The organism is Pseudomonas sp. B21-056 (assembly GCF_026016325.1).
Taxonomy (GTDB): domain Bacteria; phylum Pseudomonadota; class Gammaproteobacteria; order Pseudomonadales; family Pseudomonadaceae; genus Aquipseudomonas.
Window position 1 is genome coordinate 274396 of the sequence record NZ_CP087203.1, and the last position, 26518, is coordinate 300913.

Genomic DNA, 26518 nt, shown 5'->3' on the forward strand with positions numbered 1-26518 from the left:
AAATCGTGGGGTGGGCGCCTTCAAACCCTTGTGGGAGCGAGCCTGCTCGCGATAGCGGTTTGTCCTGCGACATTGATGTTGGCTGACACGCCGCTATCGCGAGCAGGCTCGCTCCCACAGAGGAAACTGTGCTGCGCTTTAGCGAACGCTGCTTTCGAAACGACTTGCGCCCGGCAGTTCCAGCACCAGCTCATCCCCTGCATTCAGCGGCCCGACGCCCGCCGGGGTGCCGGTGAGGATCACGTCGCCGGCCTGCAGTGAGAAACAGCCGGCCATGTACTGGATCATCGGCACGATGGGATTGAGCATCAGGCTGCTGTTGCCGTCCTGGCGCACTTCACCGTTGATGGTCAGGCGCACGGGGATATCGGCCAGGTCGGCAAAAAGAGCGCTGGATACGAACGGCGCAATCACCGCCGCACCGTCAAAGGACTTGGCGATTTCCCATGGCAGGCCCTTGGCCTTGAGTTCGGCCTGCTTGTCCCGAAGGGTCAGGTCCAGGGCCGGGGCGAAGCCGGAGATGGCATCGAGCACTTCTTCGACGCTTGGTCGGGTCGACAGTGGCTTGCCGATCAGCACGGCAATTTCCGCTTCGTAGTGCACCGAGCCCCGCTCGACAGGAATGCTGAAGCCACCTTCCAGCGGTACCACGCAACTGCCGGGCTTGATGAACAGCAAGGGTTCGGTAGGCACCGGGTTATCCAGTTCCTTTGCATGTTCGGCGTAGTTACGGCCAATGCATACCACTTTTCCCACCGGGAAATGTATGCGGGTACCGTCGACATACTGGTGCTGATAACTCATTACCGACTCCTGTTTGTGGGGTTCATCCGATGTTATTACGCTCAAGCCGCGAAAATCTTCCCTGGATTCATGATGCCGTTAGGGTCGAACGCGGCCTTGATGGCTTTCATGTATTCGATTTCAACCGGCGAGCGACTATAAGTCAGATAGTCGCGCTTGGTCATGCCTACGCCGTGTTCGGCCGAGATCGAGCCGTTGTATTTCTCGACGATCTCGAACACCCATTTGTTCACTGTCGCACACTTGGCGAAGAACTCGTCCTTGCTCAGGCTGTCCGGCTTGAGGATGTTCAGGTGCAGGTTGCCGTCGCCGATGTGGCCGTACCAGACGACTTCGAAGTCCGGATAGTGTTTGCCGACGATCGCGTCTATTTCCTTGAGGAACTCCGGGACTTTCGAGACGGTCACCGAAATATCGTTCTTGTACGGCGTCCAGTGGGAGATGGTTTCCGAGATGTACTCGCGCAGTTTCCACAGATTCTGCAGTTGGGTTTCACTCTGGCTCATCACGCCGTCCAGCACCCAGCCCTGCTCCACGCAGTGCTCGAAGGTTTCCAGGGCGTGATTGGCAACCTCTTCGGTGGTGGCTTCGAATTCCAGCAGGGCATAGAACGGGCAGTCGGTTTCGAACGGCGCCGGCACGTCGCCACGGCCCATGATCCTGGCCAGGGCCTTGTCGGAGAAAAACTCGAAGGCAGTCAGGTCGAGCTTGCCCTGGAAGGCGTGGAGCACGGGCATGATCGAATCGAAGTCCGGCGTGCCCAGCACCATCGCGGTGAGGTTTTTCGGGGCACGATCCAGGCGCATGGTGGCCTCGACCACGAAACCGAGGGTGCCTTCGGCGCCGATGAATAGCTGCCGCAGGTCGTAGCCGGTGGCGTTCTTGATCAGGTCCTTGTTCAGTTCCAGCAGATCGCCCTTACCGGTGACGACTTTCATCCCGGCCACCCAATTGCGGGTCATGCCGTAGCGAATCACCTTGATCCCGCCGGCATTGGTGCCGATGTTGCCGCCAATCTGGCTGGAACCGGCGGAAGCGAAGTCCACCGGATAGTACAGCCCGTGCTCTTGCGCCTTGTTCTGCAATTGCTCGGTGATCACGCCCGGTTGGCAGACGGCGGTGCGGTCCGTGAGGTTCACCTCGAGAATCTGGTTCATATAGTCGAATGACACGACCACTTCGCCGTTGGCCGCCACCGCTGCGGCGGAAAGCCCGGTGCGCCCGCCCGAAGGCACCAGTGCAACTTTGTGCGTGTTGGCCCAGCGCACAATGGCCTGGACCTGTTCGATGGTCTTGGGAAAGACGATGGCGGCCGGCGCCGGGGCGAAGTGCTTGGTCCAATCCTTGCCATAGGCTTGCAGGGAGGCGGTATCGGTCAGGACCTTGCCGGGCTCGACCAGGGTCTTCAGCTCTTCTATCAGGAGAGGATTGGTCATCGACAGGACTCTCGAACAATTCATGGTCACCCTGAGAACGCTTCATGTCGCAGAATGAGTGTTTACAGGTCGCATATGCTAGCATACCGCCCCCGCAGGACAGTGCCGAAGGTCGTTCTGCGGCGACGGCCATCACGCCGATCGGGCCAGCATGCGCTGTCCGATTCCCTGCCATTTTTTCCGGGACACAGGTTTACGCAGATGAGCAAGACTTCACTCGATAAGAGCAAGATCAGGTTCCTTCTCCTCGAAGGCGTCCACCAATCGGCTGTCGACGTCCTCAAGTCGGCGGGCTATACCAGTATCGAGTACATCACCAGTTCTCTGCCGGAAGCCCAGCTCAAGGAAAAGATCGCCGATGCTCATTTCATCGGCATTCGCTCCCGCACTCAATTGACCGAAGAGATCTTCGACCACGCCAAGAAACTGGTGGCGGTCGGCTGCTTCTGCATTGGCACCAACCAGGTTGACCTCGATGCGGCTCGCGAGCGCGGTATCGCGGTGTTCAACGCGCCGTACTCCAACACCCGTTCCGTTGCCGAGCTGGTGCTGGCCGAAGCGATCCTGCTGCTGCGCGGCATTCCCGAGAAAAACGCTTCCTGCCACCGTGGCGGCTGGATCAAGAGCGCGGCCAACTCCTTCGAAATCCGTGGCAAGAAGCTGGGCATCGTCGGCTATGGCTCGATCGGTACCCAGTTGTCGGTCCTGGCCGAAGGCCTGGGGATGCAGGTGTTTTTCTACGACACCGTGACCAAGCTGCCGCTGGGTAACGCTACTCAGGTCAACGATCTGCATGAGTTGCTGGGCATGTCCGACATCGTGACCCTGCACGTGCCGGAAACCGCGGCTACCCAGTGGATGATCGGCGAGAAGGAAATCCGCGCCATCAAGAAGGGCGGGATCCTGATCAACGCCGCTCGCGGCACCGTGGTCAAGCTCGACGCCCTGGCCGACGCGATCAAGGACAAGCACCTGATCGGCGCCGCCATCGACGTGTTCCCGGTGGAGCCGCGCTCCAACGACGATATCTTCGAAAGCCCGCTGCGTGGCCTGGACAACGTGATCCTGACCCCGCACATCGGCGGCTCCACCGCTGAAGCCCAGGCCAACATCGGCCTGGAAGTGGCGGAAAAACTGGTCAAGTACAGCGACAACGGTACTTCGGTATCGTCCGTGAACTTCCCGGAAGTAGCCCTGCCGGCGCACCCTGGCAAGCACCGCCTGCTGCACATCCACGAGAACATCCCGGGTGTGTTGAGCGAGATCAACAAGGTTTTCGCGGAAAACGGCATCAACATTTCCGGTCAGTTCCTGCAGACCAACGAGAAAGTCGGCTACGTCGTGATCGACGTCGATGCCGAATACTCGGACCTGGCGCAAGAGAAGCTGCAGCACATCAAGGGCACCATTCGGTCCCGCGTGTTGTTCTAAAAAGACTGGGCGGCAAGTTGAGGTTGGGCTTGCAATAAAAAACGGGAGTCCAAGAGGGCTCCCGTTTTTTTTATAGCCTGACACACCGCGAAACCTGTGGGAGCGAACCTGCTCGCGAAGGCGGCGCATCAGCGCACGGAGATGTCACTGATCCGACGCTTTCGCGAGCAGGCTCGCTCCCACAAGGGGTCGTGTGGTTACTTCACGTTCACCGTAATTTTTTTGGAGACAATCGGCGGATCGAACGGCATATGCCCGCTGTCGCCCAGCTCCAGTTGCAAGGTGTGCTTGCCCGGGGCCAGTTTGATGGTGGCCTCGGTTTGCGCCTTGCCGAAGTGCATGTGGTTGGCATCGTTTGGAATCGGGGCGCCTGCGGCAGGCAACTTGTCGACATCAATCAGCAGATGATGATGCCCGGTATTTTTTGTTACATCACCCGCCGGCGCCAAAGCGATATCCTTGACGCCAAACTTGACCTTGAATTCCTGGGCAACAGTGGCCCCGTCGGCCGGGGAAACGATGAATACTTCTGCCCCCTTGGGAGCTGGCGTCGCGGCGTTTGCCAGCATCGAAGTGCCGAGCAACAGGCCGGCCAATGCGGCACGTGACATAAAGCTTTTCATTTTTTTCTCCAGTTTTTCCGTGAAATCCTATTGGTCGTGACAACTTCATGACCAATCGTTGTCGAAGCCTGCAACAACCATAGCAAAGCGAGCCTGAAACGAGCGTCGCTTGTACTAATACAAAGGAGTGACCATGCGTTTGCTGCCTGGCCTGATCTGCCTGCTACCCCTTTTGAGCCCTTTGGCCCATGCCGAACTGATCGACGACATCAACGACCGTGGCGAACTGCGCATCGCCCTCGAAGCCAATGCCGCGCCCTTCAACTTCAAGGAAGACGGCAAACTCACCGGGTTTGAAGTGGAACTGGGCCAGATGCTGGCCAATGAACTCGATGTACGCGCCGACTTTGTGGTCACCGATGCCGCGGATCTGCTGAGCGGCGTGGAAAGCGGCAAGTACGACGTCGCCATCAACCACATAGCAATGACCCCGGAACTGGCGGAACGTTTCGACACCAGTGCGGCTTACAGCCGTCCGGATGCACAACTGCTGGCGAGCAGCGAGGAAACACAAGCCCCGCTCATGATGGCGCAGTCTTTCCAGTCGGAAAAAAAGAGCGGCCCGGCACCGAGCCTGGTGATTCCGTTCCAGAAGGGCAACCCGGCGTTCAAGGCCAGCGTGGACAATGCGCTGACGCGTATCAAGGATGACGGGAGGCTGGAGCAGTTGTCGCAGAAGTGGTTGGGTAAGCAGCAATGACAGGTTATTAAAGAGTCAGGCGCGGTCTTTGTGGCGAGGGGATTTATCCCCGCTGGGGTGCGAAGCGCCCCCCATACTGCCGAAACCGATCAACCTGACAGTTCGAGGCATTAGCTTTTAGGGCTGCTTCGCACCCCAGCGGGGATAAATCCCCTCGCCACAGGGGGTTGTTGTGGGCCTTAAGACTTGCGCCAGACACTCGCCAACCATGGCTGCTGCTCCCGGGGTAGCCCCGCCGGCCGGTAGTAGTGCTCCAGCTCGACAAAACCGGCGGCGGTGAGCTGCGTGCGCCAGGCCTCAAGATCGTGATAGGCGCCGAAGCGCTGGCCGTTCCAGCCTTCCTGGTTCTCGCCCCGGGGGTTGGAGCTGAACAGCACGCCGTCGGGTTTGAGGGTGGCATGCAACTGCTGGAGCACTCGAGGCAGTTCCTGGACGGGGATATGGAACAGCACGGCGTTGGCGAAGATCCCGTCGAAGCGTTCGCTTGGCAGATCAAGTTGCAGGAAATCCTGCTGCCACACTTCGCAACCGCTGTCCTGGCGAGCCATTTGGGCAAACGCTTGAGAGCCGTCGAGCCCCACCGCAACGTGCCCCATGCGGGTGAATGTCTGCAGGTCCCTCCCCGGGCCGCAGCCGAAATCGAGAATATGAAGCGGTGCCGGGCCGTGGATATGCCGCAACAGTGCGTCGATGTTCTGGCTGACATCGTGATCGCGAGTGCCATCGCGAAAGCTTTCGGCGACCGAGTTGTAATGGCCCAGGGTCGTAGTGGTGATGGCGTGGAGGTCGTCGGGGGAGTGTTTCATGGCCAGGCTTGAGTGGGGAGCGAAGGCCGACTATACCCCATCGTCACCGGCATCGACTCAGCGCCTGTTCAAGCCTCGCGCCAAGCGGTCACCACCCAATTGAATCAGCGCCACCAGTGCTACCAGCAGCACGATCACAGTGAGCATGATCTGGCTGTCGAAGCGCTGGTAACCATAACGGTACGCGATGTCCCCCAGGCCGCCGGCGCCAATCGCACCGGCCATGGCTGAGGAATTGATCATGGTCACCAACGTGATGGTAAACCCGCCGACGATGCCCGGCAGCGCTTCCGGCAACAGCACGTGCCAGACGATATGCCAGCGTCGGCAGCCCATGGCCTGGGCGGCCTCGATCAAGCCATGGTCGACCTCCCGCAGGCTGACTTCGGCGATGCGGGCGAAGAACGGTGTGGCGGCGATGGTCAACGGCACCACGGCAGCCCATACGCCGTAGGTCGTGCCGACGATCAGCCGCGTGAACGGGATCAGCGCCACCATCAGGATCAGAAACGGTATCGAACGGAACAGGTTCACGAACGCGCCCAGGGCACGGTTCAGCGTGGGCGCTTCGTAGATCCCGCCCTTGCCGCTGGTGACCAGAACCACCGCCAGCGCAATGCCGGTTGGCAACGCGATCAGCGATGACACGCCTACCATCAGCAGCGTGTCGATAAACCCCTGCAACAACCGATCAAACCACATAGCCCAGCACCTCCACCTGTTGTGCCCAATTGCCGGCGCGTTGTCGCAGTTCTTCGGCGCCCCAGGACGAGCCGCTGACTGCCAGCAGCAACTGCCCCAGCCCGTGCCCCTGAATCCGCTCGATGCCCCCGTGCAGCAGCCGCACCCGTCCGCCCAAGGCACTGAATAGCGCGGCGAGATCCGGTTCCTCCCGCCCCGTGCCGGTGAATTGCAGGCGCAGCACAGCCGCCGCATCCGCCGACGCTGGCTGCGTCTGCAAACGGCTTTGCAGTTCCTCCGGCAAGGCCTGTTGCAACGGCGCCAGCAAGGTCCGGCTGACCTCATGCCGAGGGTTGCCGAACACCTCCCAGACCGGCCCTTGTTCAACGATGCGCCCTTGCTCGAGCACCACCACGCGGTCGCAGACTTCACGGATCACTGCCATTTCATGGGTGATCAACACGATGGTCAGGCCCAGCCGCTGATTGATCTGGCGCAGCAAGCCGAGAATCGATTGGGTGGTCTCCGGGTCCAGGGCCGAGGTGGCCTCGTCACACAGCAGGATCTGCGGGTCATGCACCAGCGCCCGGGCGATACCGACGCGCTGCTTCTGGCCGCCCGAGAGCTGCGCCGGGTAAGCCTTGTGCTTGTCCTGCAAGCCGACCAGTTCCAGCAACTCGCGGACCTTGCGCTGGCGCTGCTCCTTGGGCACGCCGGCGACCTTCAGCGGCAGCTCGACGTTCTGCCACACGGTCTTGGCCGACATCAGGTTGAAGTGCTGGAAGATCATGCCGATGCGTCGGCGCAATTCCACCAGGCGGTTTTCATCGAAGCCGCCGATGTCCACCTGATCGATCAGCACCCGTCCGCTGCTGGGTTGTTCCAGGCGATTGATGGTGCGGATCAGCGATGACTTGCCGGCACCGCTGCGGCCGATGATGCCGAACACTTCGCCATGCTGGATCGCCAGGTCGATGCCTTGCAGCGCGGCTACCCGGGTGCCGTCGTAGGTCTTGCCCACGCCGATGAAGCGCACGTGGGCGCGGTTGAGCGCCGGATGCAGTTCGGTGTGGGCGGCGCTGAGGGGAATGAGTGTTTCTGTGCTCAGGCGAACATTGGCGACGCTCATGGTCAGCCCTCCCAGCCGGCCTGGTAGAGCTTGCCATGGGCCTTGTCCAGGGCTGCGCGCACCACAGGGGAATGCTGGTAGATGTCGACGAACTTGATCAGCCGCGGATCGTTATTGCTCTTGGGCTGGATCACGAACTGGATAACGTATTCCTTGTGGTCGAGGCCGTCGAACAGCAGCGCGGAGGTGGCATCGAAGGTGTTCGCCAGGCGGATGTAGGCGGGGTATCCCTGCACCAGGTCGGCGTCTTCATAGGCGCGCACCAGTTGCACGGCTTCGACCTGCAGGATCCTGAGCTTCTTCGGATTGGCGACGATGTCATCCTCGGTGGCCTTGTAGCCCACTCCCGGCTTGAGCGTGATCAACCCGGCCTTTGCCAGCAGTTGCAAGCCGCGACCGCTGTTGATCGGATCGTTGGCAATGGCGACACTCGCGCCTTCGGGCAGTTCGTCGAAGCTTTTGTACTTCTTCGAGTAGAGACCAACGTTGTTGATGATCCCCGGCGCGAACGGCACCAGGTCGAACCCGGCGGCAGCCTTGGCATTTTCCAGGAACGGGATGTGCTGGAAATAGTTCACGTCGATATCGCCGGAGGCGAGGCTGACGTTCGGTGCGATCCAGTCGCTGAACTCCACCAGCTCGACCTTCAGGCCTTGTTTGTCTGCCTCGGCCACGGCGGCTTCCAGGGGAATGGCGAATGCGGCGGTAGTGCCGATTTTCAGCGGTGCATCGGCGGCGAACAGCGCCGAGCTGAACAGGCTGAAGGCCAGGGCCAGTGTTTTGACCGGTCGGGTCAGGCGTTGTGTAGTCATGTCGATTATTCCAGTCATTGAGGCACGGGTTGCCCCCTGTAGGAGCTGTCGAGTGCAACGAGGCTGCGATCTTGTCCCAGACAATTGAGTCCCAAGCGAACATCAGGATCAAAAGATCGTCCGAACGCGGCCCGAGCCTTCGGCACGCCTACAGGAAGTGCAGCATCTATCGTCGGTGGTGCGAACCAGTGTGCCGTTCGGGCAAATGAGCCTCTGCCCGAAACAGCTTTTCCCGCAAGGTGCCGCTGTCATATTCAGTCTTGTACGAGCCACGCCGTTGCAGTTCGGGAATCACCAGATCGATGAAGTCCACATAGCTTTGCGGTGTGACAATGCGGGTCAGGTTGAAGCCGTCGAGACCGGTTTCGGCAATCCACGATTCCAGCTCGTCGGCCACCTGCTCGGGCGAGCCGACCAGCGTGATGTAGCGGCCACCCAAGGCGTGTTGTTCCAGTAGCTTGCGCCGGGTCCAGTCATTGTTCTGCAGGATCCGGGTGGCGGATTGGATGGCATTGTTCTTCACGTACTGGATCGGCTCATCCAGTGCGTACTCGGAAAAATCGATGCCCGTCGACGCGGAGAAATGCGCGACCCCGGCCTCGGCGCTGGCGTAGCTGAGGTACTCGGCATGCTTGGCCCAGGCGACGGCTTCGGTCTCGCCGACGATCACGTTCAGGCCCATGAACACCTTGATGTCCTCGGGCTTGCGTCCGCCCTGGACGGCGCTGGCGCGAACCTTGTCCACCTGGCTTCGGGTCGCGGCCTTGTTCTGGCCGCTGATGAACACGCACTCGGCATGGCGCCCGGCGAACAGCAGTCCGCGCTCCGAACTGCCGGCCTGGAACAGCACCGGTGTGCGCTGGGGTGAAGGTTCGCAGAGGTGATAACCCTCGACCTGATAGAACTCGCCCTGATGACGGACCTTGTGGACCTTCTCCGGTTGGGCGTAGATCCGCTGTTCGCGGTCGTTGAGCACCGCGTCGTTTTCCCAACTGCCCTCCCACAGTTTGTAGAGCACTTGCAGGTATTCGTCGGCCTGGTCGTAGCGGCGGTCATGCTCGACCTGCGCAGTCAGGCCCATCGCCTTGGCGGCGCTGTCCAGGTAGCCGGTGACGATGTTCCAGCCGACCCGGCCACGACTCAGATGGTCGAGGGTGCTCATGCGGCGGGCGAACAGGTACGGTGGTTCGTAGGTCAGGTTGGCGGTGAGGCCGAAGCCCAGGTTTTTCGTCACGGCCGCCATTGCGCTGACCAGCAATAACGGGTCATTGACCGGTAGCTGGATCGACTCCTTCAAGGTGACGTCCAGCGACTGCTGGTACACGTCGTAGACCCCGACGATATCGGCGATAAACAAGCCGTCGAACAGCCCGCGCTCCAGCAGTAGCGCCAGTCCGGTCCAGTATTCGAGCGTGTTGTATTGGGTGGAGGTGTCCTGGGGATGCGTCCACAGCCCATGATTGATATGCCCGATGCAGTTCATGTTGAACGCGTTGAGCAGAATCTTTTTTTTGCCGGGCGCCATCAAATGGTCCCCCGCAGCGGCGGCTTTTCATCGTTGAGATAGAAGTTGCCCACCGCGTGGTATTTCCAGCGCACCGGGTCATGCAGCGTGTGCACCCGGGCGTTGCGCCAATGGCGATCCAGGCCATGCTCGGCCAGGGTCGCCTGGCTGCCGGCCAGCTCGAACAGCGTGCTGCCGGCCGCCAGGGCAATTTCGGTGCTGATGGCGCGGGCTTCGGCCACGGCAATCGACGCGGCGGCGACTGTGTCGGCGTTGGTGTCGGCCTGGGCCCGGTCGAGAAATTCCCCGGCTCGCTCCAGCAGTGCTTCGGCAGCGTGCAGGCGGCTGCTCAGTTGGCCAAAACTCTTGAGGGTGTGTGGGTCTTCGGTGGCGACGTCGCTGGTGGCGTCGATCCACGGCCGGGTTTTACTACGGACAAAATGCAGGGCATCTTCATAGGCGGCGCGGGCGATGCCGGTGTCGATGGCGGCATGAAGAATCTGCGCCAGCGGCCCCAACGGCGTCGGTCGTTCGAAGGCGCTCTGGAAGGGCAGGACGTCTTCGGCCGCGACATACACGTCTTCGAACACCACCGAGCCGCTGCCGGTAGTGCGCTGTCCGAAACCGCTCCAGTCATCGATCACCGTCAGGCCCTGGCTGTTGCGCGGAACGAATGCCAGTTGCTGCACACCGTTTTCATCCACCACTGAAGTGGGGATGCGCTGGGCATAGAGCGCACCGGTGGCGTAGAACTTGCGACCGTTGATGCGATAGCCGTCGCCGTCGCGGCGCAGTTGAGTGGTGCGGTGATGGGCGGTTTGGGTGCCCAGTTCCGCCAGGGCGTTGCCGAACCGCTGGCCGGCCAGCACCTCGGCGTACAGGCGCTGTTTCTGCGCCTCACTGGCGTTGACCCGCAGCACTTCCACGGCATAGAAGTGATTTTGCGGGATCTGTCCCAGAGAGCCGTCGGCCTGGGTGATCAACGCAATGACTGTGGCCAGCGTGACGTTGGAAACGCCCGCGCCGCCATACGCCTTCGGCACGCTGATGCCCCACAGGCCGGAGCGGGAAAATGCTTCGAGCTCCGGGTGCGGCAGGCGACGTTCGCGGTCGCGCAGGGCGCTGTCGCGCTTGAAGTCATGGGCCAGGTCACTGGCGATGACCAGGGCTTGTTCATCGCTGGTGATCACCGCGACGTGTTGGGAAAGCGTCATGTGCAGCTCCAGAAGTCGGGTGTCAGATCCAGGAATGCCGGGCCGGCAAGGTACCGTTCAGGTGATAGGCACCTATCGCGTGGTACTTCCAGCGCACCGGGTCGTGCAGGGTATGGACGCGGGCGTTGCGCCAATGACGGTCGAGATTGAATTCGGCGAGGGTGGCGCGGCTGCCGGCCAGCTCGAACAGTTTTTCGCTGGCCAGCAGGGCGATCTCGGTGCTCAGTACCTTGGCTTCGGCCACAGCTATCGAGGCCCGGGCGGCGGACTGTGCGGTGATGGGCGCGACGCTGACCTGATCCAACACCCGGCCGGCCTTGCGCAGCAGCGCTTCGGCGGCGTGCAGGTCGATTTTCAGCTTGCCGATATCGGCGATCACATACAGGTCGTCGCTGGCTCGTTCGACCTTGGCGTCGATCGAGGGGCGAGAGCGCTCGCGCACGAAGGCAATGGCGTCGTCGATAGCGCCACGGGCGATGCCGGCGTCAATGGCGGCCTGGATCAATTGCGAGATCGCGCCTTGCACGTTCGGCGTGTCGTTGATGCGCCAATTGTCCAGCACCAAGTCGGTATCGACCCGCACGTTGTTCAGCAGCACGGTGCCACTGGCTGTGGTGCGCTGGCCGAAACCCGACCAGTCGTCGACGATGCGCAGGCCCGGTGTGCCGCGTCGCACGAACGCCAGTACTTGCCGGCCCTCGTCATCCAATGCCTTGACCGCCACCCAGTGGGCGAACAGTGCGCCGGTGGAATAGAACTTCTGGCCGTTGATGACAAAGCCGCGGCTGTCGGCGCTGATCCGCGCCTTGAGTTCCAGGGTGTTGCGCGTACCCCGTTCCGGCCCGGCGTTGCCGATGCGCCAGCCTTCGAGCACGCTGTTCAGGAGGATTTCTTTCTGCCGTTCGGTGCCCGTACCGAGGATCAGTTGGAGCACGCCGAACTGGTTCTGCGGAATCTGTCCGAGGGCCGGATCAGCAGCGGAAATGATCGAGAAGACTTCGGCAATGGTCTCGAACGAGACTTGCGGGCCACCGTATTCCCGAGGGACGGCGATGCTGCCGAGCCCGCTGCGGGTGAATTGCTCGATTTCCGACCAGGGCAGCTTTCGCTGTTGATCCCGTCGCGCGGCCTGTTGGCGGGCAACCTGTGCCAGCTCATGGGCAGCCTTGATCGCTTCGGCATCGTTGCGCAGCACCTGGGCGGGCAACAGCGGGGGGGCGACGTCCAGGTCGCTCTGGATCTTTGCTTGCGCCAGACCGGACATCACAGCCGCTCCATGGCTGTAGGCAGGGCCTGGGCGTTTTGCGCCGGGATGATTGTGTTCCGTTCCATACCCACCTCACATCTCAAGAAAATCAGGAATGTCCGGTGGTCCGGTTTATATACCCTAAACGGATGTAAATTATTTTTGAACTAACCTTTAGGAATATACATAGAGGTCTTTCGCCGAGTGATGTTGTGGCGAGGGGATTTAGCGAAACGTCGCACCGCCCCGCTGGGGCGCGGAGCGGCCCTGAAATTTAGGGCTGCTTCGCAACCCAACGGGGATAAATCCCCTCGCCACAGAAGTCGTTCACTCGGAGTCTGTTGTATCAAGGCTTTTTACGTCGCGGTTCGGCGGCCATGAGGGGCTCTTTCGGCGGGGTTTTCAGATAGGACCTGGCGCAACCGATTGTCAGCGTTCGGGGTGGCGCCCAATGGGAGTTGTTGCCCACGCGATCGAGGATGCAATAGGTCACTTCCAGGCGCAGGTCTTCCCCCGCCTCGAGGATGATTTCCGGCGGCACCCAGATATTGATCGGCTGGCCCACTTCGCTGGCTTTGATCCGGGGCAGGTCCATGCGCACATCGCCCCAGCGCAAGGTGATCGCATCGTCGATGGCCATGTTCAGGTAGGGCTCGATGGTCAGCGGGACGCCGCGCTTGATCTGGCTCGGGTTCACCCCCTGGCGGCGGATGGCCTCTGGAATACGCACCGGCGCCAGCCCCTGGTTCTCGTCGCCGCTCAGGGTCGACGGCTGGCCGCCGGGGCAGTCGAGCTTGACCTGCACCCGTTGCGTTGCCGACAGCGCCGGCCCGCGTCCGACCTGCATCACGCGATAATGGATCCGCGAGGTTCCGTTGACGATGAAACTCTCCGGTACACGCAACGTGACGTTGTCTTGTGCATCCGCCTCGGTTAGCAGGCGGGAGCCGACGTAGCAGTTATCCCAGAACAGTTCGATCAGGTCGCCGGCGTCCATGCCGGGATAAGGGGCGATGAGCACTTCCAGGCGAGCGGCGCCGGTGATGCTGATGCCGGTGCGGCAGGCATTGGCCAGGGAGGGGGCGGCCAGTTCCGGGATGGTTGACGTACATGTCATGGTGTTCTCCTTGATGCTTGAAAAACGACGTCCGTTTCGGAAAGAGCAAAAGGCGCTTGATCATCGCGACATGATTTTTTATTGCCCAGTCTTAAACCTGTCTCTGCGGTTATTCGCTGCGTAAAACTAAAATAATGTGCGTCGCCTGCAGGCCAACTAGATACGGGGTCGATAGTTTCAGTGTCAATAGAGACGCTTGGTTAATAGTTGGCTGTGTAGCTCTTCAGAAATATCCTACGTGCCGATGTTAAAAATACACTGCGCGCACCGCCCTTTACCTCGGCTCGAAAGCCTGGGCGAAGGTTGGCAGAGCGTGAGCAGGAAGAGAGCTTAGCGTGCTGGGAAGTGTTACGAGAGGTATGTATATACCGCACATCAAATGATCAAAGAGTTTCAGATCGACAGCCACTTCCTTCCCTGGAAGTAAGCAGTATCAGTAACTTACTGCGCGCCGTGGCCCGCCGAGAGGAACTTGCTGAGGAACTGTCGGGTGCGTTCTTCCTTGGGCGCTGCAAACATCGCCTTGGCTTCACCTTGTTCGACGATCACGCCCTTGTCGAAAAACACCACGCGGTTTGCCACGTCACGGGCAAAGCCCATTTCGTGGGTCACGATGACCATGGTGCGTTTTTCTTCGGCCAGGCCACGAATGGTCGCCAGGACTTCTCCGACCAGTTCCGGGTCCAGCGCCGAGGTCGGCTCATCGAACAGGATCACCTGCGGCTCCATCGCCAGTGCCCGGGCAATCGCCACCCGTTGTTGCTGGCCGCCGGAGAGGCGTCGTGGATAGGCGTCCTCCTTGCCGGCCAGGCCCACCTTGGCCAATAGCTTGCGGCCCAGGGTTTCGGCGTCGGCACGCGGGGTCTTCTTCACTACCAGCGGGCCCTCGATGACATTTTCCAGGGCGGTGCGATGGGGAAACAGATTGAAATTCTGGAACACGAAGCCCACCTGCTGGCGCAAACGCCGCACCAGGCCCTGCTGCTGGTTCAGCGGGCGGCTGCCATCGATTTCGATGTCACCGACCTTGATCCGGCCGCTGCTGGGTTCTTCAAGGAAGTTCAGGCAGCGCAGGAAGGTGGTCTTGCCCGAGCCGCTGGGGCCGATGATTGCAACGACTTCGCCTTCCTCGATCTGCAGATCGATACCGTTGAGCACCGTCTGACCCTTGAACTGTTTGGTCAGCTTTTCAACCACGATCATGCTTCAAGACTCCTGCTCATGCCGGTTGACCCGCGCTTCCAGACGGTTTTGCACATGCGCCAGGGCGCTGACAAGAATCCAGTAGATCAAGGCAGCCGACAGGTACATGGCGAAAATTTCAAAGGTCCGCGCGGAAACCAATTGCGCCTGGCGCAGCAGTTCAGGCACCTGGATGGTGGCCGCCAGCGAGGTGTCCTTGACCAGCGAGGTGAAGCTGTTCCCCAAGGGTGGCAGGGCCGTGCGCATGGCTTGCGGCAGGATGGCCCGGCGTAGCGTCTGCACGCGGGTCATGCCGATACTGGCAGCCGCCTCCCACTGGCCGCGCTCGATGGAGCTGATGGCGGCCCGCAGGGTTTCACAGATGTAGGCTGCCATGTTCAACGAGAGGCCGATCAGCGCTGCGGGTATCGGGTCCAGCTCGATACCCACTTGCGGCAGACCGTAATACATCATGAACAGCTGGACCAGCAGTGGCGTGCCGCGGAAGAACGAGACGTAGACCCGGGCGAACCAGTCCACCAGCTTGAAGCGCGACAGGCGCATCAAGGCCAGGCCAAACCCGAGCAGGAAGCCGAAGAGCATTCCACCCAGGCTCAGGACGACCGTGAAGTACACGCCCTGAAGCAAAAAGGGCGTGGAACTGAGGACGAGCTGGAGCTTTGCTTCCATTATTGGGTGACGTCAGCGTTGAAGTATTTCTCGGACAGCTTCTTCAAGGTGCCGTCAGCGCGCAGCTTATCAATGGCTTTGTTCACCGCCGCCAGCAGCTCGGGTTCGCCTTTACGCAGGGTCACACCGGCTTCCTGACGGGAAAAGGCGTCGCCGGCAACGGCGGTATCCGGGGCTTTCTTCGCCAGTTCAAAGGCGGCCAGGCGGTCCACCAGAATCGCGTCGATACGGCCGATACGCAGGTCCTGGTACTTGGTCGGATCATCCTCATAGGTACGGATGTCAGCCTTGGGCACGTTGTCCTTGAGCCATTGTTCGTAGTTGGTGCCCAGGCCTACGCCGACTTTCTTGCCAGCCAGGTCGGCGGCGGCCTTGATGTTGAGTTTTTCTTCGTTTTTCTTCAGGACCAGTGCCTGGATACCGGAGACGGTATACGGCTCGGAGAAGTCGTACTTTTTCTTGCGCTCTTCGGAGATGGTCACCTGGTTGATCACCGCGTCCAGGCGCTTGGATTCCAGCGCAGCCAGGATGCCGTCCCATTTGGTGGCTTGCAGCTTCACCTCCACGCCCAGCTCCTTGGCCAGGGCTTCGGAAAACTCCACTTCGAAACCGGCGAGCTTGCCGTCGGCATCGACGAAGCTGAACGGTGGATAAGTGCCTTCCAGGCCGACGTTGATCACGCCCGCGTCCTTGATTTTTTGCAGCTGCTCACCGGCAACCGCTTGCCCCAGTAGGCCGGCGCTCAATGCCAGGCCCAGCGAACCGATCAACAGGTTGCGACGTAATGCAGAAAAATTCATGACAAGCCCCTGTGTTTTCTTATGAAGAAGTGTTGGATTAGAAGGTGTAGCCGCGATCTGGAAGACTGCCACATCCTGCCTTAAAGCGGCGTGTGCGTCTTGTGGCAAATAGGCCAGCGGGCACGACTATAGGGCGGCTTTGATAGATTGGAAAATAATATTAAATCATCCTTGTATTCCAAAATTAGTTGTTTCCTGTGGGAGCGAGCCTGCTCGCGATAACGGTGTGTCAGTCAGCATCTTTGTGACTGATCCAACGCTGATCGCGAGCAGGCTCGCTCCCACATTTGGACTTTCCCGGCTTCAGAACGCGGCGTTGTAAGCAAACAGCGCCGGGGCCCCGCCGGTGTGCAGGAAGATGATCGGACCTTCATCGAAACGGTCGCGGCCGATGCCGTCGAGCAGGCCGGCCATGGCCTTGCCGGTGTAGACCGGATCCAGCAGCAGGCCCTCCAGACTTGCCAGCAACTTGACCGCCGCCAGCGTACCGGCGTTCGGCTCACCGTAGCGAGGGGCGAAATATTCATCCCACAGGTTCACCTTGAAGGCCTCTGGAAGCGCTACTTCAAGTAGCTGGGCGACGCGTTCGGCCAGCCCCTGGACCTTCGGGAACTGGTCTTCCTCGCTGCGCGAGACCGTGACGCCGATCACTGGTAGTTGCGGCAGGGTTTCACTCAGGGCCAGGGCCAGGCCGCTGTGGGTGCCGGCGCTGCCCGAGGCCAGCACCACGGCGGCGAAGTCCAGGCCGGTGTCCTTGATCTGTTCGGCCAGTTCCAGGCCGGCGCGCACATACCCCAATGCCCCCAGGGCGTTTGAGCCGCCAATCGGCACCAGGTACGGCTTCTTGCCGTTGTTGCGCAACCGGGCAGCCAGGGCTTGCAGTTGCTCGTCGGCGTTATCCAGGTTTTCCACCAGCTCGACCTTGGCGTCGAACAGCTCCAGCAGCAATCGGTTGCCGTTGCCCAGGTAATTGGCGTCCTCGGTGCCGATGGGATTTTCCAGCAAGGCCACGCAACCCAGGCCCAGTCTGGCCGCCAGTGCAGCGGTCTGGCGCACATGGTTGGACTGGATTGCGCCGGCGGTAATCAGGGTGTCGGCGCCTTGGGCCAGGGCGTCGGCGGCAAGGTATTCGAGTTTGCGCAGCTTGTTGCCACCCAGGGCCAGGGGCGTCAGGTCGTCGCGCTTGATGTAAAGGTCGCGGCCGAGCCAGGTGGAGAGGCGTTCGAGTTTTTCCAGCGGTGTTGGATGGCCGAGCAGGTTGAGACGGTTAAAACGGGACAGCTGTTGTTTGATCATGAGTCCGTACTGGTTGCAGGCAATGTCTGGACTATAGGCACGCCGATATTCGTGGGCAACCCCGGGACCGAGCTAGCGGCTAAAGATGAGTCCCTTGTGGGAGCGAGCTTGCTCGCGATAGCGGTGTACCTGCTACATACAATGTGTCTGACAGACCGCTATCGCGAGCAGGCTCGCTCCCACAGGGTCCTTGTTTACTTGGAACCTATGGTGCCCACTGAACAAATGTAGGCGAAGCGGCGTCATCTATGTGGGACACGTACCGCCGAGCCCGGCGATTAGTCCTTAGCTGCCTATTCATGTTTAAATTGAACGCTCATTCAAGTTAAACCATCGGTTTGCTGCCCGCTCACAACAGGAGGCTTGCCTTTGCCGAGTCCGTTATCGTCTGTCACGGTTTCCTACATCGGGGTGCTTCGCTCATGAGTGCCTCATCCCTTCCACCCAGCGGCCTGGTCCGCATGAACCCGCCGGTGTTCTACTTCGCGGCGACCTTCATCCTGCTGTTCGGCCTGGTGGTGATTGCCCTGCCCGAGCAGGCCGGCGCCTGGCTGCTGGCGGCGCAGAACTGGGCGGCCAACACGGTCGGCTGGTATTACCTGCTGGCGATGGCCCTGTACCTGGTCTTCGTGGTGGTCACCGCCTTGTCCGGCTACGGCAAGATCAAGCTCGGTGCCGATCACGACGAGCCCGAATTCAGTTACCTGTCCTGGGCCGGCATGCTGTTCGCCGCCGGGATCAGCATCACGCTGTTCTTCTTTTGCGTCTCCGAACCGTTGACCCATCTGGCGCAGCCGCCCCAGGGCGAAGCCGGCACCGCCGATGCGGCACGCCAGGCCATGCAGATCCTGTTTCTGCATTGGGGCCTGCACGGCTGGGGCGTGTTTGCGTTCGTCGGCATGGCCCTGGCGTACTTCGCCTATCGACATAACCTGCCGCTGGCCCTGCGTTCGGCGTTGTATCCGCTGATCGGCAAGCGCATCAATGGCCCCATCGGCTATGCCGTCGATGGCTTCGGCATCATCGCGACCGTGTTCGGCCTCGGTGCGGACATGGGGTTCGGTGTCCTGCACCTCAACTCCGGCCTCGACTACCTGCTGGGCATCCCGCATACCCAATGGATTCAGGTTGGCCTGATCGTGCTGATGATGGGGGCGGCGATTATCGTGGCGGTGGCTGGCGTCGATAAGGGCGTGCGGGTCATGTCCGACATCAATATGCTGCTGGCCTGCGCGCTGCTGCTGTTCGTGCTGTTCGCCGGACCCACTCAGCATTTGCTCAACACCCTGATCCAGAACGTGGGCGATTACCTCGGCGCCCTGCCGATGAAGAGTTTCGATCTGTATGCCTACAACAAACCCAGCGACTGGCTGGGGGGCTGGACGGTGTTCTATTGGGCCTGGTGGATTGCCTGGTCGCCGTTCGTGGGGCTGTTCATCGCACGGATCTCCCGGGGCCGTACCATTCGTGAATTCGTGTTTGGCGTGTTGCTGATTCCCTTGGGTTTCACCCTCGCGTGGATGTCGATTTTCGGCAACAGCGCCATCGATCAGGTGCTGAACCACGGCATGAGCGCCCTGGGTATGTCAGCCCTGGACAATCCGTCGATGAGTCTTTACCTGCTGTTGGAAACCTACCCGTGGAGCAAGACGGTCATCGCGGTCACGGTGTTCATCAGCTTCGTGTTCTTTGTCACCTCGGCCGACTCCGGCACCGTGGTGCTTTCAACGCTCTCGGCCAAGGGCGGCAACCCTGATGAAGACGGACCGAAATGGCTGCGGGTGTTCTGGGGAGCGATGACCGCCCTGGTGACCAGCGCGCTGTTGTTTTCCGGCAGCATCGATGCGTTGAAATCGGCGGTTGTGCTGACTTCACTGCCATTTTCGCTGATCCTGTTGTTGATGATGTGGGGCCTGCACAAGGCGTTTCACCTCGAGTCCCAGAAACAGATCGCGCAATTGCATTCCCTGGCGCCGGTGTCGGCTTCACGTCGAGGCAAGGGCGGCTGGCGCCAGCGCCTCAGCCAGGCGGTGCATTTTCCGTCCCGCGACGAGGTCTATCGCTTCCTCGACACCACGGTGCGTCCGGCCATCGAGGAAGTGAAGGCGGTGTTCGCCGAGAAGGGACTGACGGTGATGACCCAGCCAGACCCGGCCAACGACAGCGTCAGCCTGGAGATCGGCCATGGCGAGCAGCATCCGTTCATCTATCAGGTGCAGATGCGCGGTTACTTCACGCCATCCTTCGCCCGAGGCGGCATGGGCTCCAAGCAGATCAACAACCGTCGTTACTACCGGGCCGAGGTGCATTTGAGCGAAGGCAGCCAGGATTACGACCTGGTGGGCTATACCAAGGAGCAGGTCATCAACGACATCCTCGATCAGTACGAGCGGCACATGCAGTTCCTGCATCTGGTGCGCTGATCCGACGGGGTTTCAGACAAGCCCGCCGTTGGCCCGCAGGACCTGGCCATTCACCCAGCCGGCGGCGGGGCTCACCAGGAAGGACAGGATGCTGGCGATGTCTTCCGGCTGGCCGAGGCGCTCCAGGGGCGGCATCTTGGCGTGCTGCTGGATCTGCTCCTCGCTTTTGCCGTGCATGAACAGTTCGGTCGCCACCGGGCCGGGGGCGATGGCGTTGACCGTGATCTGACGGCCGCGCAGCTCCTTGGCGAATACCTGGGTCAGCGATTCCACCGCTGCCTTGCTGGCGATGTACACCGAATAGCCGGGCAGGTTCAGGCCCACGGTGCTGCTGGAAAAGTTCACGATGCGGCCTCCTTCGTTCAGGCGGATCGCGGCTTCGCGCAAAGTATTGAAGGTGCCACGGGTGTTGATCGCGAAGGTCTGCTCGAACAACTCGTCGCTGTGTTGCGCCAGGGGCATCACCTGCAGGATGCCGGCGTTGTTGACCAATACATCGACCTTGCCCAGTTGCGCTTCTGTCTCATCGAACATCCGGCGAACGTCGGCAGCAGAGGAAACGTCGGCCTTGATCGCGATGACCCGGTGACCGGCCTGGCGCAGTTGCACCACCAGCTTCGAGGCCTCGGTAGCACTGTTGGCGTAGTTGATGGCGACAGCGAAGCCGTCGCGGGCCAATTGCCTGGCGAGTTCAGCACCGATGCCGCGGGAGGCGCCGGTGACGATGGCTACTTTTGAGGTTTGAGTCGACATGGCGGGCAGTCCTTCGTTGAGTGGAGTGAAGCCAGATTCACATGTTTACTCAGGTCGATAAATGCACGAAAGTTGCCTTGACTGTTCAATAATCACCAACAATCAATGCGTGGGAATCCGATGGATCAGGTCAGGGCGATGAAGGTGTTCGTGCGCATCTACGAGCGCAGCAGTTTTACCCTGGCCGCCGAAGACCTGAACCTGCCCCGGGCCACGCTGACCCATACCCTCAATCAGTTCGAAGCCTGGCTGGGCGTACGCCTGCTGGAGCGCAGCACCCGCAAGGTGCGGCCGACGCTGGATGGCGAGGCCTATTACCCGCGTTGCGTGCAACTGCTGGCGGAACTCGAAGAAGCCGAACTGGCGTTTCGCAGCGTGGCACCCAAGGGGCGGCTGCGAGTGGACTTGCATGGCACCCTGGCCCGGCATTTCGTGATCCCGGCGCTGCCACAGTTCATGGCCCGTTACCCGGACATCGAGCTGTCCATCAGCGAGGCCGATCGTTTCGTCGACCTGATCAGCGAAGGGGTCGATTGCGTGCTGCGGGCCGGCACGTTGGGGGATTCATCATTGATTGGCCGGCGTGTCGCCACCCTGCGCCAGATCACCTGCGCCAGCCCCGCCTATCTGCGTCAATACGGTGAACCGAAGAACCTCGACGACCTGAGCCGGCACCGGGCGGTGAACTACGTGTCGCGCACCACCGCCAAACAGTATCCGTTCGAATTCATGGTCGAAGGCGAACTCAAGGAAGTGGCTATCGAAGGCGCGCTCTCGGTGTTCGGTGCTGAAATCTACGCTGCCTCGGCCATCGCCGGCCTGGGCCTGATCCAATGCCCGCACTATCGGATGGAAACGCAGATCCAGCAGGGCCTGGTCCAGGAAGTCCTCATCGACACCCCACCGCCGCCCATGCCGATCTCGGTGCTCTACCCACACAACCGCCACCTGTCGCCGCGGGTGCGGGTGTTCGTGGATTGGGTGACGGAGGTGTTTGCCGGGGCGGGTTAGGGGCTTATTGCGGACTCGTGAACGCTGCGCCATTTGTGGGAGCGAGCCTGCTCGCGATGAGGCCTTATCAACCAGAGCATCAGCGTCTGACATGCCGCCATCGCGAGCAGGCTCGCTCCCACATTTGATCTCGCTGCCATCCTGTTGCTTTCACGACTGAGAGGAGAACTTTCGACCTGAACGATGCGTCTGTGAAATGTTAGCTTCTGCCATCCGCACCGTTTCCGAACAGAGAGCCCTCGATGACCTACATCGCTGCTGAAAATCGCTACGAGTCCATTCCCTATCGTCGAGTTGGTCGCAGCGGGCTGGTGTTGCCGGCATTGTCGCTGGGGTTGTGGCACAACTTCGGCGACAGCACGCCGATCGACACCCAGCGTGCCTTGCTGCGCACGGCGTTTGACCTGGGCATCAACCACTTCGACCTGGCCAACAACTACGGCCCACCCTATGGCAGTGCCGAGGTCAATTTTGGCCGGTTGCTGCGTGAAGACTTCAAGCACTACCGCGACGAGTTGATCATCTCCAGCAAGGCCGGTTGGGACATGTGGCCGGGACCGTATGGCCAGGGTGGCGGGTCGCGCAAGTATGTGTTGGCCAGCCTCGATCAGAGCCTGCAACGCCTGGGGCTCGACTACGTGGATATTTTCTATTCCCACCGCTTCGATCCGGATACCCCGCTGGAAGAAACCGCCAGTGCCCTGGCTACGGCGGTGCAACAGGGCAAGGCCTTGTACGTCGGTATTTCTTCCTATTCCGGGGTGAAGACCCGGGAAATGGCGGCGCTGCTCAAGGACTGGAAAATCCCGTTGCTGATCCACCAGCCGGCCTACAACCTGCTCAACCGCTGGGTGGAAAAAGACCTGTTGGACGCCACCGACGAATTGGGTACCGGCGTGATCGCCTTTACCCCGCTGGCCCAGGGTCTGCTCACGGACAAGTACCTCAAGGGCATCCCGTCCGATGCACGGGTCAATCGTCCGGGTGGCGGTTCGTTGCAGGCTTCACACCTGTCGCAAGAGAACATCGCCCATGTGCGCGCCCTCAACGAGATCGCCCGGCAGCGCGGCCAGAGCCTGGCACAAATGGCCTTGGCCTGGACCCTGCGCGATCCACGGGTGACGTCCGCCCTGATCGGTGCCAGCCGTCCGGAGCAGATCATCGAGAACGTCGGGGCGCTGCAGAACCTGAGCTTCAGTGCCGAGGAGCTGGCGCAGATCGACCGGTTTGCTCGGGAGGGCGGTATCAATCTCTGGGAAAAGCCTTCGTCGGCGGAGTAATACCCAAGCCGAACACAAAGGTGACCCAATTTTCTATTACTCGAAAAACGGCACATCCCCCAGCACCGTCGCCCGATGCATCACGCGTCGAGCAGGGCGGTAGTCGTCCACGGCGAAATGCTGGGTCACGCGGTTGTCCCAGAACGCCACGTCATTGACCTGCCAGCGCCAGCGAAGGGTGAACTCCGGGCGGGTGGCATGGGCGAACAGCAGTTTCAGGATGGCTTCGCTTTCGGTTTCGGACAGCTCATTGATGCGGGTGGTAAAGCCTTCGTTGACGAACAGCGACCGGCGACCGCTCACCGGATGGGTGCGAACCACTGGATGGGATAGCGGTGGATTTTTCCGCCGTGTTTCTTCCCAACGAACCTGGTCCGCGGCGGTATGACCAAAACGCTCCAGGGGAAAGGACCGAGTGAAGTCGTGGGTGGCCGTCAGGCCGTGCAGCAGGCTTTTCAAAGGCGCCGACAAGGCTTCATACGCCGCAATACCGCTGGCCCATAACGTATCGCCGCCGAACGGCGGCAACAGCTTGGCGCTGAGCACTGCACCCATGGCCGGGGTCGGCAGGAAGGTCACGTCGGTGTGCCAGACGGCGTTGTCGCGAACATCGGTGACGGCTGTGTCGAGCACCAGCACTTCGGGCTGCCCGGGTACATTGGGGTAGATGGGATGAATATGCAGGTCGCCAAAACAGGCGGCGAAGCGTGCCTGTTGGACCGGGTCGATGGGCTGGTTTCGAAAGAACAGCACCTGGTGTTCGAGCAATGCCTGTTCAATGAGATTGCGCTGTTCCACGCTCAGCGGCTGGCTGATATCGATCCCGCTGATCTGCGCGCCAAGGGCGATACTCAACGGGGTGACGGTTGGGTGGCTCATCGTTGTTTCCTGGATTGGGCGCCGAATGGTCGGCGTGGTCATTCGATCTCAATGGGCCTGGCCATGCCACGGCACCCACTTGCGTTGCAGGGCGCGCAAGCTCATTTCCATGGCGAAGGCGATGAGGGCGATGACCAGGATTCCCAGCACCACCACATCGGTGACCAGGAACTGCGCCGCCGACTGCACCATGAACCCCAGGCCGCTGGTGGCGGCGATCAGTTCGGCGGCCACCAGTGTCGACCAGCCCACACCCAGGCCGATGCGAATGCCGGTGAGGATGTCGGGCAGGGCGCTGGGCAGGATCACATGGCGAATCAACTGTGCCGAGGTTGCGCCCAGAGATTGCGCAGCCCGTACCCTGGCCGGGTCGACCGTGCGTACGCCGGTGGCGGTGGCGATGGCAATCGGGGCGAAAATCGCCAGGTAGATCAGCAGCACTTTCGACACTTCACCGATGCCGCACCAGATCACGATCAGCGGCAGATAGGCCAGTGGCGGAATCGGCCGGTAGAACTCGATCAGCGGATCGAACACGCCCCGGGCGATACGGCTGGAGCCGATGGCAATGCCCACCGGCACCGCCGTCAGCACGGCCAGCAACAGGCCCAGGCCGATCCGTCCGAGGCTGGCGCCCAGGTGTTGCCAGAGGGTGGCATCCATGTAGCCACTGGTCGCGAGTAGCCAGCCTTTTTGCAGGACGGCGGAAGGTGAGGGCAGGAACAATGGTTCGATCAACCCGCTTGCCGTAACCGCCCACCAGAGGCTCAGCAGCGTGATCAAGGTCAGGCCGCTGATCCACTGCGTACTCACGGGACGCCGGGCGCGGCGGGCGGGTTGCCTGGTCGCGGGTTCACTGACTACGACCGGGATTTCATAGCTGCTCATACCGTCTCCTGGCGTCGGGTGGCGCTGCGTTGGGCGAACACTTTGGCAAGCACATGTTCACGGATTTCGATGAAGCGTGGATCGGACTTGATCGACCGCGCCGACTCCCCGGCCCCGTAGCGCCGGCTGAAGTCCAGGCTCAGTCGCTCGACAATCCGTCCCGGATTGGGCGCCAGCAGGATCAGTTCGGTGGCGAGAAACACGGCCTCTTCGATGTCATGGGTAATCAGGAACACCGGTTTGGCAGTGCGTTGCCAGACCTGCAGCAACAGCTCCTGCATCTGTTCACGGGTGAACGCATCCAGCGCACCGAAGGGTTCGTCCATCAGCAGCACCCGTGGATCGGCCGCCAGCGCCCGGGCCAGGCCGACGCGCTGCTTCTGGCCGCCGGAGAGCTGCCAGACGCGGCGTTGCTCGAAACCGGCCAGGTCCACCAGGGCCAGCATTTCCCGGGCCCGGGCTTCGCGCTTGTCCTTTGAAACACCCGCCAGTTCCAGGCCGAACCCGACGTTTGCCAGCACGTCCTGCCAAGGCAATAGCGCATCGTCTTGGAACACTACGCCGCGCTCGGCGCCCGGGCCCTTGACGGGCACGCCGTCGAGGGTGATCTGCCCGGCGCTGGGCTCGACAAACCCGGCAATCAAGTTCAGCAACGACGTCTTGCCACTGCCGGACGGCCCGAGGGCAACCAGCAGTTGCTGCGGCCCCAGGGTCAGTGAAATGTCCGTCAACACCGCTTCCGACGCACCGGGATACTGTGCGCCGATGCGCTCCAGCTGTAGCAAGGCCATTGCAGTGACTCCTTTTTCGGTGCGAGTCAGCGAGTGATGTATTTGGCGCTGACGTAAGGGGCGTAGTCGGGCAGTACCGCTTCCACCTTGCCTTGCTCCTTGAGGAACGCGGCGGTGGCGGTGATGGCCTGGGTGGTCGGTGCGCCGAGGCTCACGACCTGGTCGGCCGCCAGTGGGAACACGTTGCCTTGCAGCAACAGCGGGATATCGCTGGCCTTGGCGCCGGAGAGCTTCACCAGTTTCTCGATGTGGGCGGTGTCGGCCAACCAGGCTTGCGGATCCTTGCGGTATTGGGCGTAGGCGTCCAGGGTAACCTTGGCGAAAGCGGTGACGATTTCCGGGTGCTTCTGTGCGAAGTCCTTGCGCACGATCCAGGCGTCGAAAGTCGGCGCGCCGAATTGGGCCAGCTCCGCCGACGTAATCAACACCTTGCCGTTTTCCTTGGCCACGCCCAGGGCCGGGTCCCAGACGTAGGTGGCATCGATGTCGCCACGCTTCCAGGCGGCGATGATGGCCGGTGGCGCGAGATTGAGGACGGTGACCTTCGATGGGTCGATGTTCCAGTGCTTCAACGCGGCGAGCAGGCTGTAGTGGCCGGTGGAAACGAACGGTACGGCGATTTTTTTGCCGATCAGGTCCTGCGGAGTCTTGATCCCGGAGCCGTCGCGGGCCACCAGGGCCTCGGCGGCGCCGATCTGGGTGGCGATGAGGAAGGTTTCCACCGGGACCTTGCGCGTGATGGCGGCGGTCAGCGGGCTGGAACCGAGGTAGCCGATCTGCACGTCGCCCGAGGCGATGGCGGTGATGACGTCGGCGCCGTTGTCGAATTTGCGCCAGTCGATGCTGGCCTGGGTGGCTTTTTCATAGGCGCCGTCGGCCTGGGCGACTTTGGCCGGATCGACGGTGGTCTGGTAGGCGACGGTCAGGTCGGCGGCTTGGGCAAACAGACTCGCGGCGGCCAGGGAGGCGGCGGCGAGAAGGCGAAGGGGAAAACTCAAAGTCATGGGAAAGCTCCTCGATAG

25 protein-coding genes are annotated in these 26518 nt (G+C 61.3%); 5 read left to right on the forward strand and 20 right to left on the reverse strand.

The window, feature by feature from the left end:
• Positions 1–138: 138 nt before the first annotated feature.
• Both LOY67_RS01180 and LOY67_RS01185 read right to left on the reverse strand, forming a co-directional pair.
• Positions 139–804, reverse strand: coding sequence for a fumarylacetoacetate hydrolase family protein (locus tag LOY67_RS01180; RefSeq protein ID WP_265065574.1), 666 nt, complete (start codon positions 802–804; stop codon positions 139–141).
• Positions 805–845: 41 nt separating this feature from the next.
• Positions 846–2240: an FAD-binding oxidoreductase gene (locus LOY67_RS01185; protein WP_265065575.1), complete on the reverse strand. Its 1395-nt coding sequence runs from the start codon at positions 2238–2240 to the stop codon at positions 846–848.
• Positions 2241–2441: 201 nt separating this feature from the next.
• Between LOY67_RS01185 and serA the strand changes: the two genes are divergently transcribed.
• Complete coding sequence (gene serA / locus LOY67_RS01190) at positions 2442–3671, forward strand: phosphoglycerate dehydrogenase (RefSeq protein WP_265065576.1); 1230 nt, start codon at positions 2442–2444, stop codon at positions 3669–3671.
• A 197-nt stretch (positions 3672–3868) separates the two neighbouring features.
• On the opposite strand, the gene LOY67_RS01195 is transcribed toward serA, so the two are convergent.
• Positions 3869–4294 (reverse strand): DUF4399 domain-containing protein, encoded by a 426-nt coding sequence (locus tag LOY67_RS01195; RefSeq protein ID WP_265065577.1) that lies wholly within the window; start codon positions 4292–4294, stop codon positions 3869–3871.
• Between the two features lie 133 nt (positions 4295–4427).
• Here LOY67_RS01195 and LOY67_RS01200 point away from each other — a divergent pair, with 133 nt between their 5' ends.
• A complete protein-coding gene (locus LOY67_RS01200) occupies positions 4428–4994 on the forward strand; it encodes a transporter substrate-binding domain-containing protein (protein ID WP_265065578.1) in 567 nt (188 codons plus the stop codon).
• A gap of 179 nt (positions 4995–5173) precedes the next feature.
• Here LOY67_RS01200 and LOY67_RS01205 read toward each other — a convergent pair whose 3' ends face one another.
• The 12 genes from LOY67_RS01205 to LOY67_RS01260 all read right to left on the reverse strand — a co-directional run bounded on the left by LOY67_RS01205 (position 5174) and on the right by LOY67_RS01260 (position 17471).
• Positions 5174–5800 (reverse strand): class I SAM-dependent methyltransferase, encoded by a 627-nt coding sequence (locus LOY67_RS01205; RefSeq protein ID WP_265065579.1) that lies wholly within the window; start codon positions 5798–5800, stop codon positions 5174–5176.
• 57 nt (positions 5801–5857) lie between these two features.
• Positions 5858–6502, reverse strand: a complete 645-nt coding sequence (locus LOY67_RS01210; RefSeq protein ID WP_265065580.1) for a methionine ABC transporter permease — start codon at positions 6500–6502, stop codon at positions 5858–5860.
• Positions 6492–7610: a methionine ABC transporter ATP-binding protein gene (locus tag LOY67_RS01215; protein WP_265065581.1), complete on the reverse strand. Its 1119-nt coding sequence runs from the start codon at positions 7608–7610 to the stop codon at positions 6492–6494. Before LOY67_RS01215 ends, LOY67_RS01210 begins: the two co-directional genes overlap by 11 nt.
• 2 nt (positions 7611–7612) lie before the next feature.
• Positions 7613–8422 carry a MetQ/NlpA family ABC transporter substrate-binding protein gene (locus LOY67_RS01220; RefSeq protein WP_265065582.1) on the reverse strand — a complete coding sequence of 270 codons (810 nt, stop codon included), beginning with the start codon at positions 8420–8422 and terminating at the stop codon, positions 7613–7615.
• A gap of 166 nt (positions 8423–8588) precedes the next feature.
• Positions 8589–9947, reverse strand: coding sequence for an LLM class flavin-dependent oxidoreductase (locus tag LOY67_RS01225; RefSeq protein WP_265065583.1), 1359 nt, complete (start codon positions 9945–9947; stop codon positions 8589–8591).
• Entirely contained in the window at positions 9947–11140 is a 1194-nt protein-coding gene (locus LOY67_RS01230; RefSeq protein WP_265065584.1) for an SfnB family sulfur acquisition oxidoreductase, read from the reverse strand. The genes LOY67_RS01225 and LOY67_RS01230 overlap by 1 nt, the downstream gene beginning before the upstream one ends.
• A 22-nt stretch (positions 11141–11162) precedes the next feature.
• The gene (locus LOY67_RS01235; protein ID WP_265065585.1) at positions 11163–12404 is read right to left on the reverse strand and encodes an SfnB family sulfur acquisition oxidoreductase; all 1242 of its coding nucleotides are present in this window, start codon (positions 12402–12404) and stop codon (positions 11163–11165) included.
• 328 nt (positions 12405–12732) lie between these two features.
• Entirely contained in the window at positions 12733–13503 is a 771-nt protein-coding gene (locus tag LOY67_RS01240) for a hypothetical protein (protein ID WP_265065586.1), read from the reverse strand.
• 441 nt (positions 13504–13944) lie between these two features.
• Positions 13945–14706, reverse strand: a complete 762-nt coding sequence (gene tcyN / locus LOY67_RS01245) for an L-cystine ABC transporter ATP-binding protein TcyN (protein ID WP_265065587.1) — start codon at positions 14704–14706, stop codon at positions 13945–13947.
• A 3-nt stretch (positions 14707–14709) separates the two neighbouring features.
• A complete protein-coding gene (tcyL, locus tag LOY67_RS01250) occupies positions 14710–15375 on the reverse strand; it encodes a cystine ABC transporter permease (protein WP_265065588.1) in 666 nt (221 codons plus the stop codon).
• On the reverse strand, positions 15375–16175 hold the full coding sequence (gene tcyJ, locus LOY67_RS01255; RefSeq protein WP_265065589.1) for a cystine ABC transporter substrate-binding protein: 801 nt from the start codon (positions 16173–16175) through the stop codon (positions 15375–15377). The genes tcyL and tcyJ overlap by 1 nt, the downstream gene beginning before the upstream one ends.
• A gap of 303 nt (positions 16176–16478) precedes the next feature.
• Positions 16479–17471: a D-cysteine desulfhydrase gene (locus LOY67_RS01260; protein WP_265065590.1), complete on the reverse strand. Its 993-nt coding sequence runs from the start codon at positions 17469–17471 to the stop codon at positions 16479–16481.
• 461 nt (positions 17472–17932) lie between these two features.
• Here LOY67_RS01260 and betT point away from each other — a divergent pair, with 461 nt between their 5' ends.
• Entirely contained in the window at positions 17933–19894 is a 1962-nt protein-coding gene (gene betT / locus LOY67_RS01265; RefSeq protein WP_265067678.1) for a choline transporter BetT, read from the forward strand.
• Positions 19895–19906: 12 nt separating this feature from the next.
• Here the strand turns inward: betT and LOY67_RS01270 are convergent, their stop codons facing one another.
• Entirely contained in the window at positions 19907–20647 is a 741-nt protein-coding gene (locus LOY67_RS01270; RefSeq protein WP_265065591.1) for an SDR family oxidoreductase, read from the reverse strand.
• Positions 20648–20767: 120 nt separating this feature from the next.
• Here LOY67_RS01270 and LOY67_RS01275 point away from each other — a divergent pair, with 120 nt between their 5' ends.
• Both LOY67_RS01275 and mgrA read left to right on the forward strand, forming a co-directional pair.
• On the forward strand, positions 20768–21658 hold the full coding sequence (locus tag LOY67_RS01275) for a LysR family transcriptional regulator (RefSeq protein ID WP_265065592.1): 891 nt from the start codon (positions 20768–20770) through the stop codon (positions 21656–21658).
• A 242-nt stretch (positions 21659–21900) separates the two neighbouring features.
• Positions 21901–22938, forward strand: coding sequence for an L-glyceraldehyde 3-phosphate reductase (mgrA, locus tag LOY67_RS01280; protein WP_265065593.1), 1038 nt, complete (start codon positions 21901–21903; stop codon positions 22936–22938).
• A 36-nt stretch (positions 22939–22974) separates the two neighbouring features.
• Here the strand turns inward: mgrA and tauD are convergent, their stop codons facing one another.
• Genes tauD through tauA form a run of 4 tightly spaced genes read right to left on the reverse strand, consistent with a single transcriptional unit; the run spans position 22975 to position 26500 of the window.
• Positions 22975–23817: a taurine dioxygenase gene (gene tauD / locus LOY67_RS01285; RefSeq protein WP_265065594.1), complete on the reverse strand. Its 843-nt coding sequence runs from the start codon at positions 23815–23817 to the stop codon at positions 22975–22977.
• A gap of 48 nt (positions 23818–23865) precedes the next feature.
• Complete coding sequence (gene tauC / locus LOY67_RS01290) at positions 23866–24705, reverse strand: taurine ABC transporter permease TauC (protein WP_265065595.1); 840 nt, start codon at positions 24703–24705, stop codon at positions 23866–23868.
• The gene (gene tauB / locus LOY67_RS01295; protein WP_265065596.1) at positions 24702–25496 is read right to left on the reverse strand and encodes a taurine ABC transporter ATP-binding subunit; all 795 of its coding nucleotides are present in this window, start codon (positions 25494–25496) and stop codon (positions 24702–24704) included. The genes tauC and tauB overlap by 4 nt, the downstream gene beginning before the upstream one ends.
• A 26-nt stretch (positions 25497–25522) precedes the next feature.
• Positions 25523–26500, reverse strand: a complete 978-nt coding sequence (gene tauA, locus LOY67_RS01300) for a taurine ABC transporter substrate-binding protein (protein WP_265065597.1) — start codon at positions 26498–26500, stop codon at positions 25523–25525.
• Positions 26501–26518: the final 18 nt, after the last annotated feature.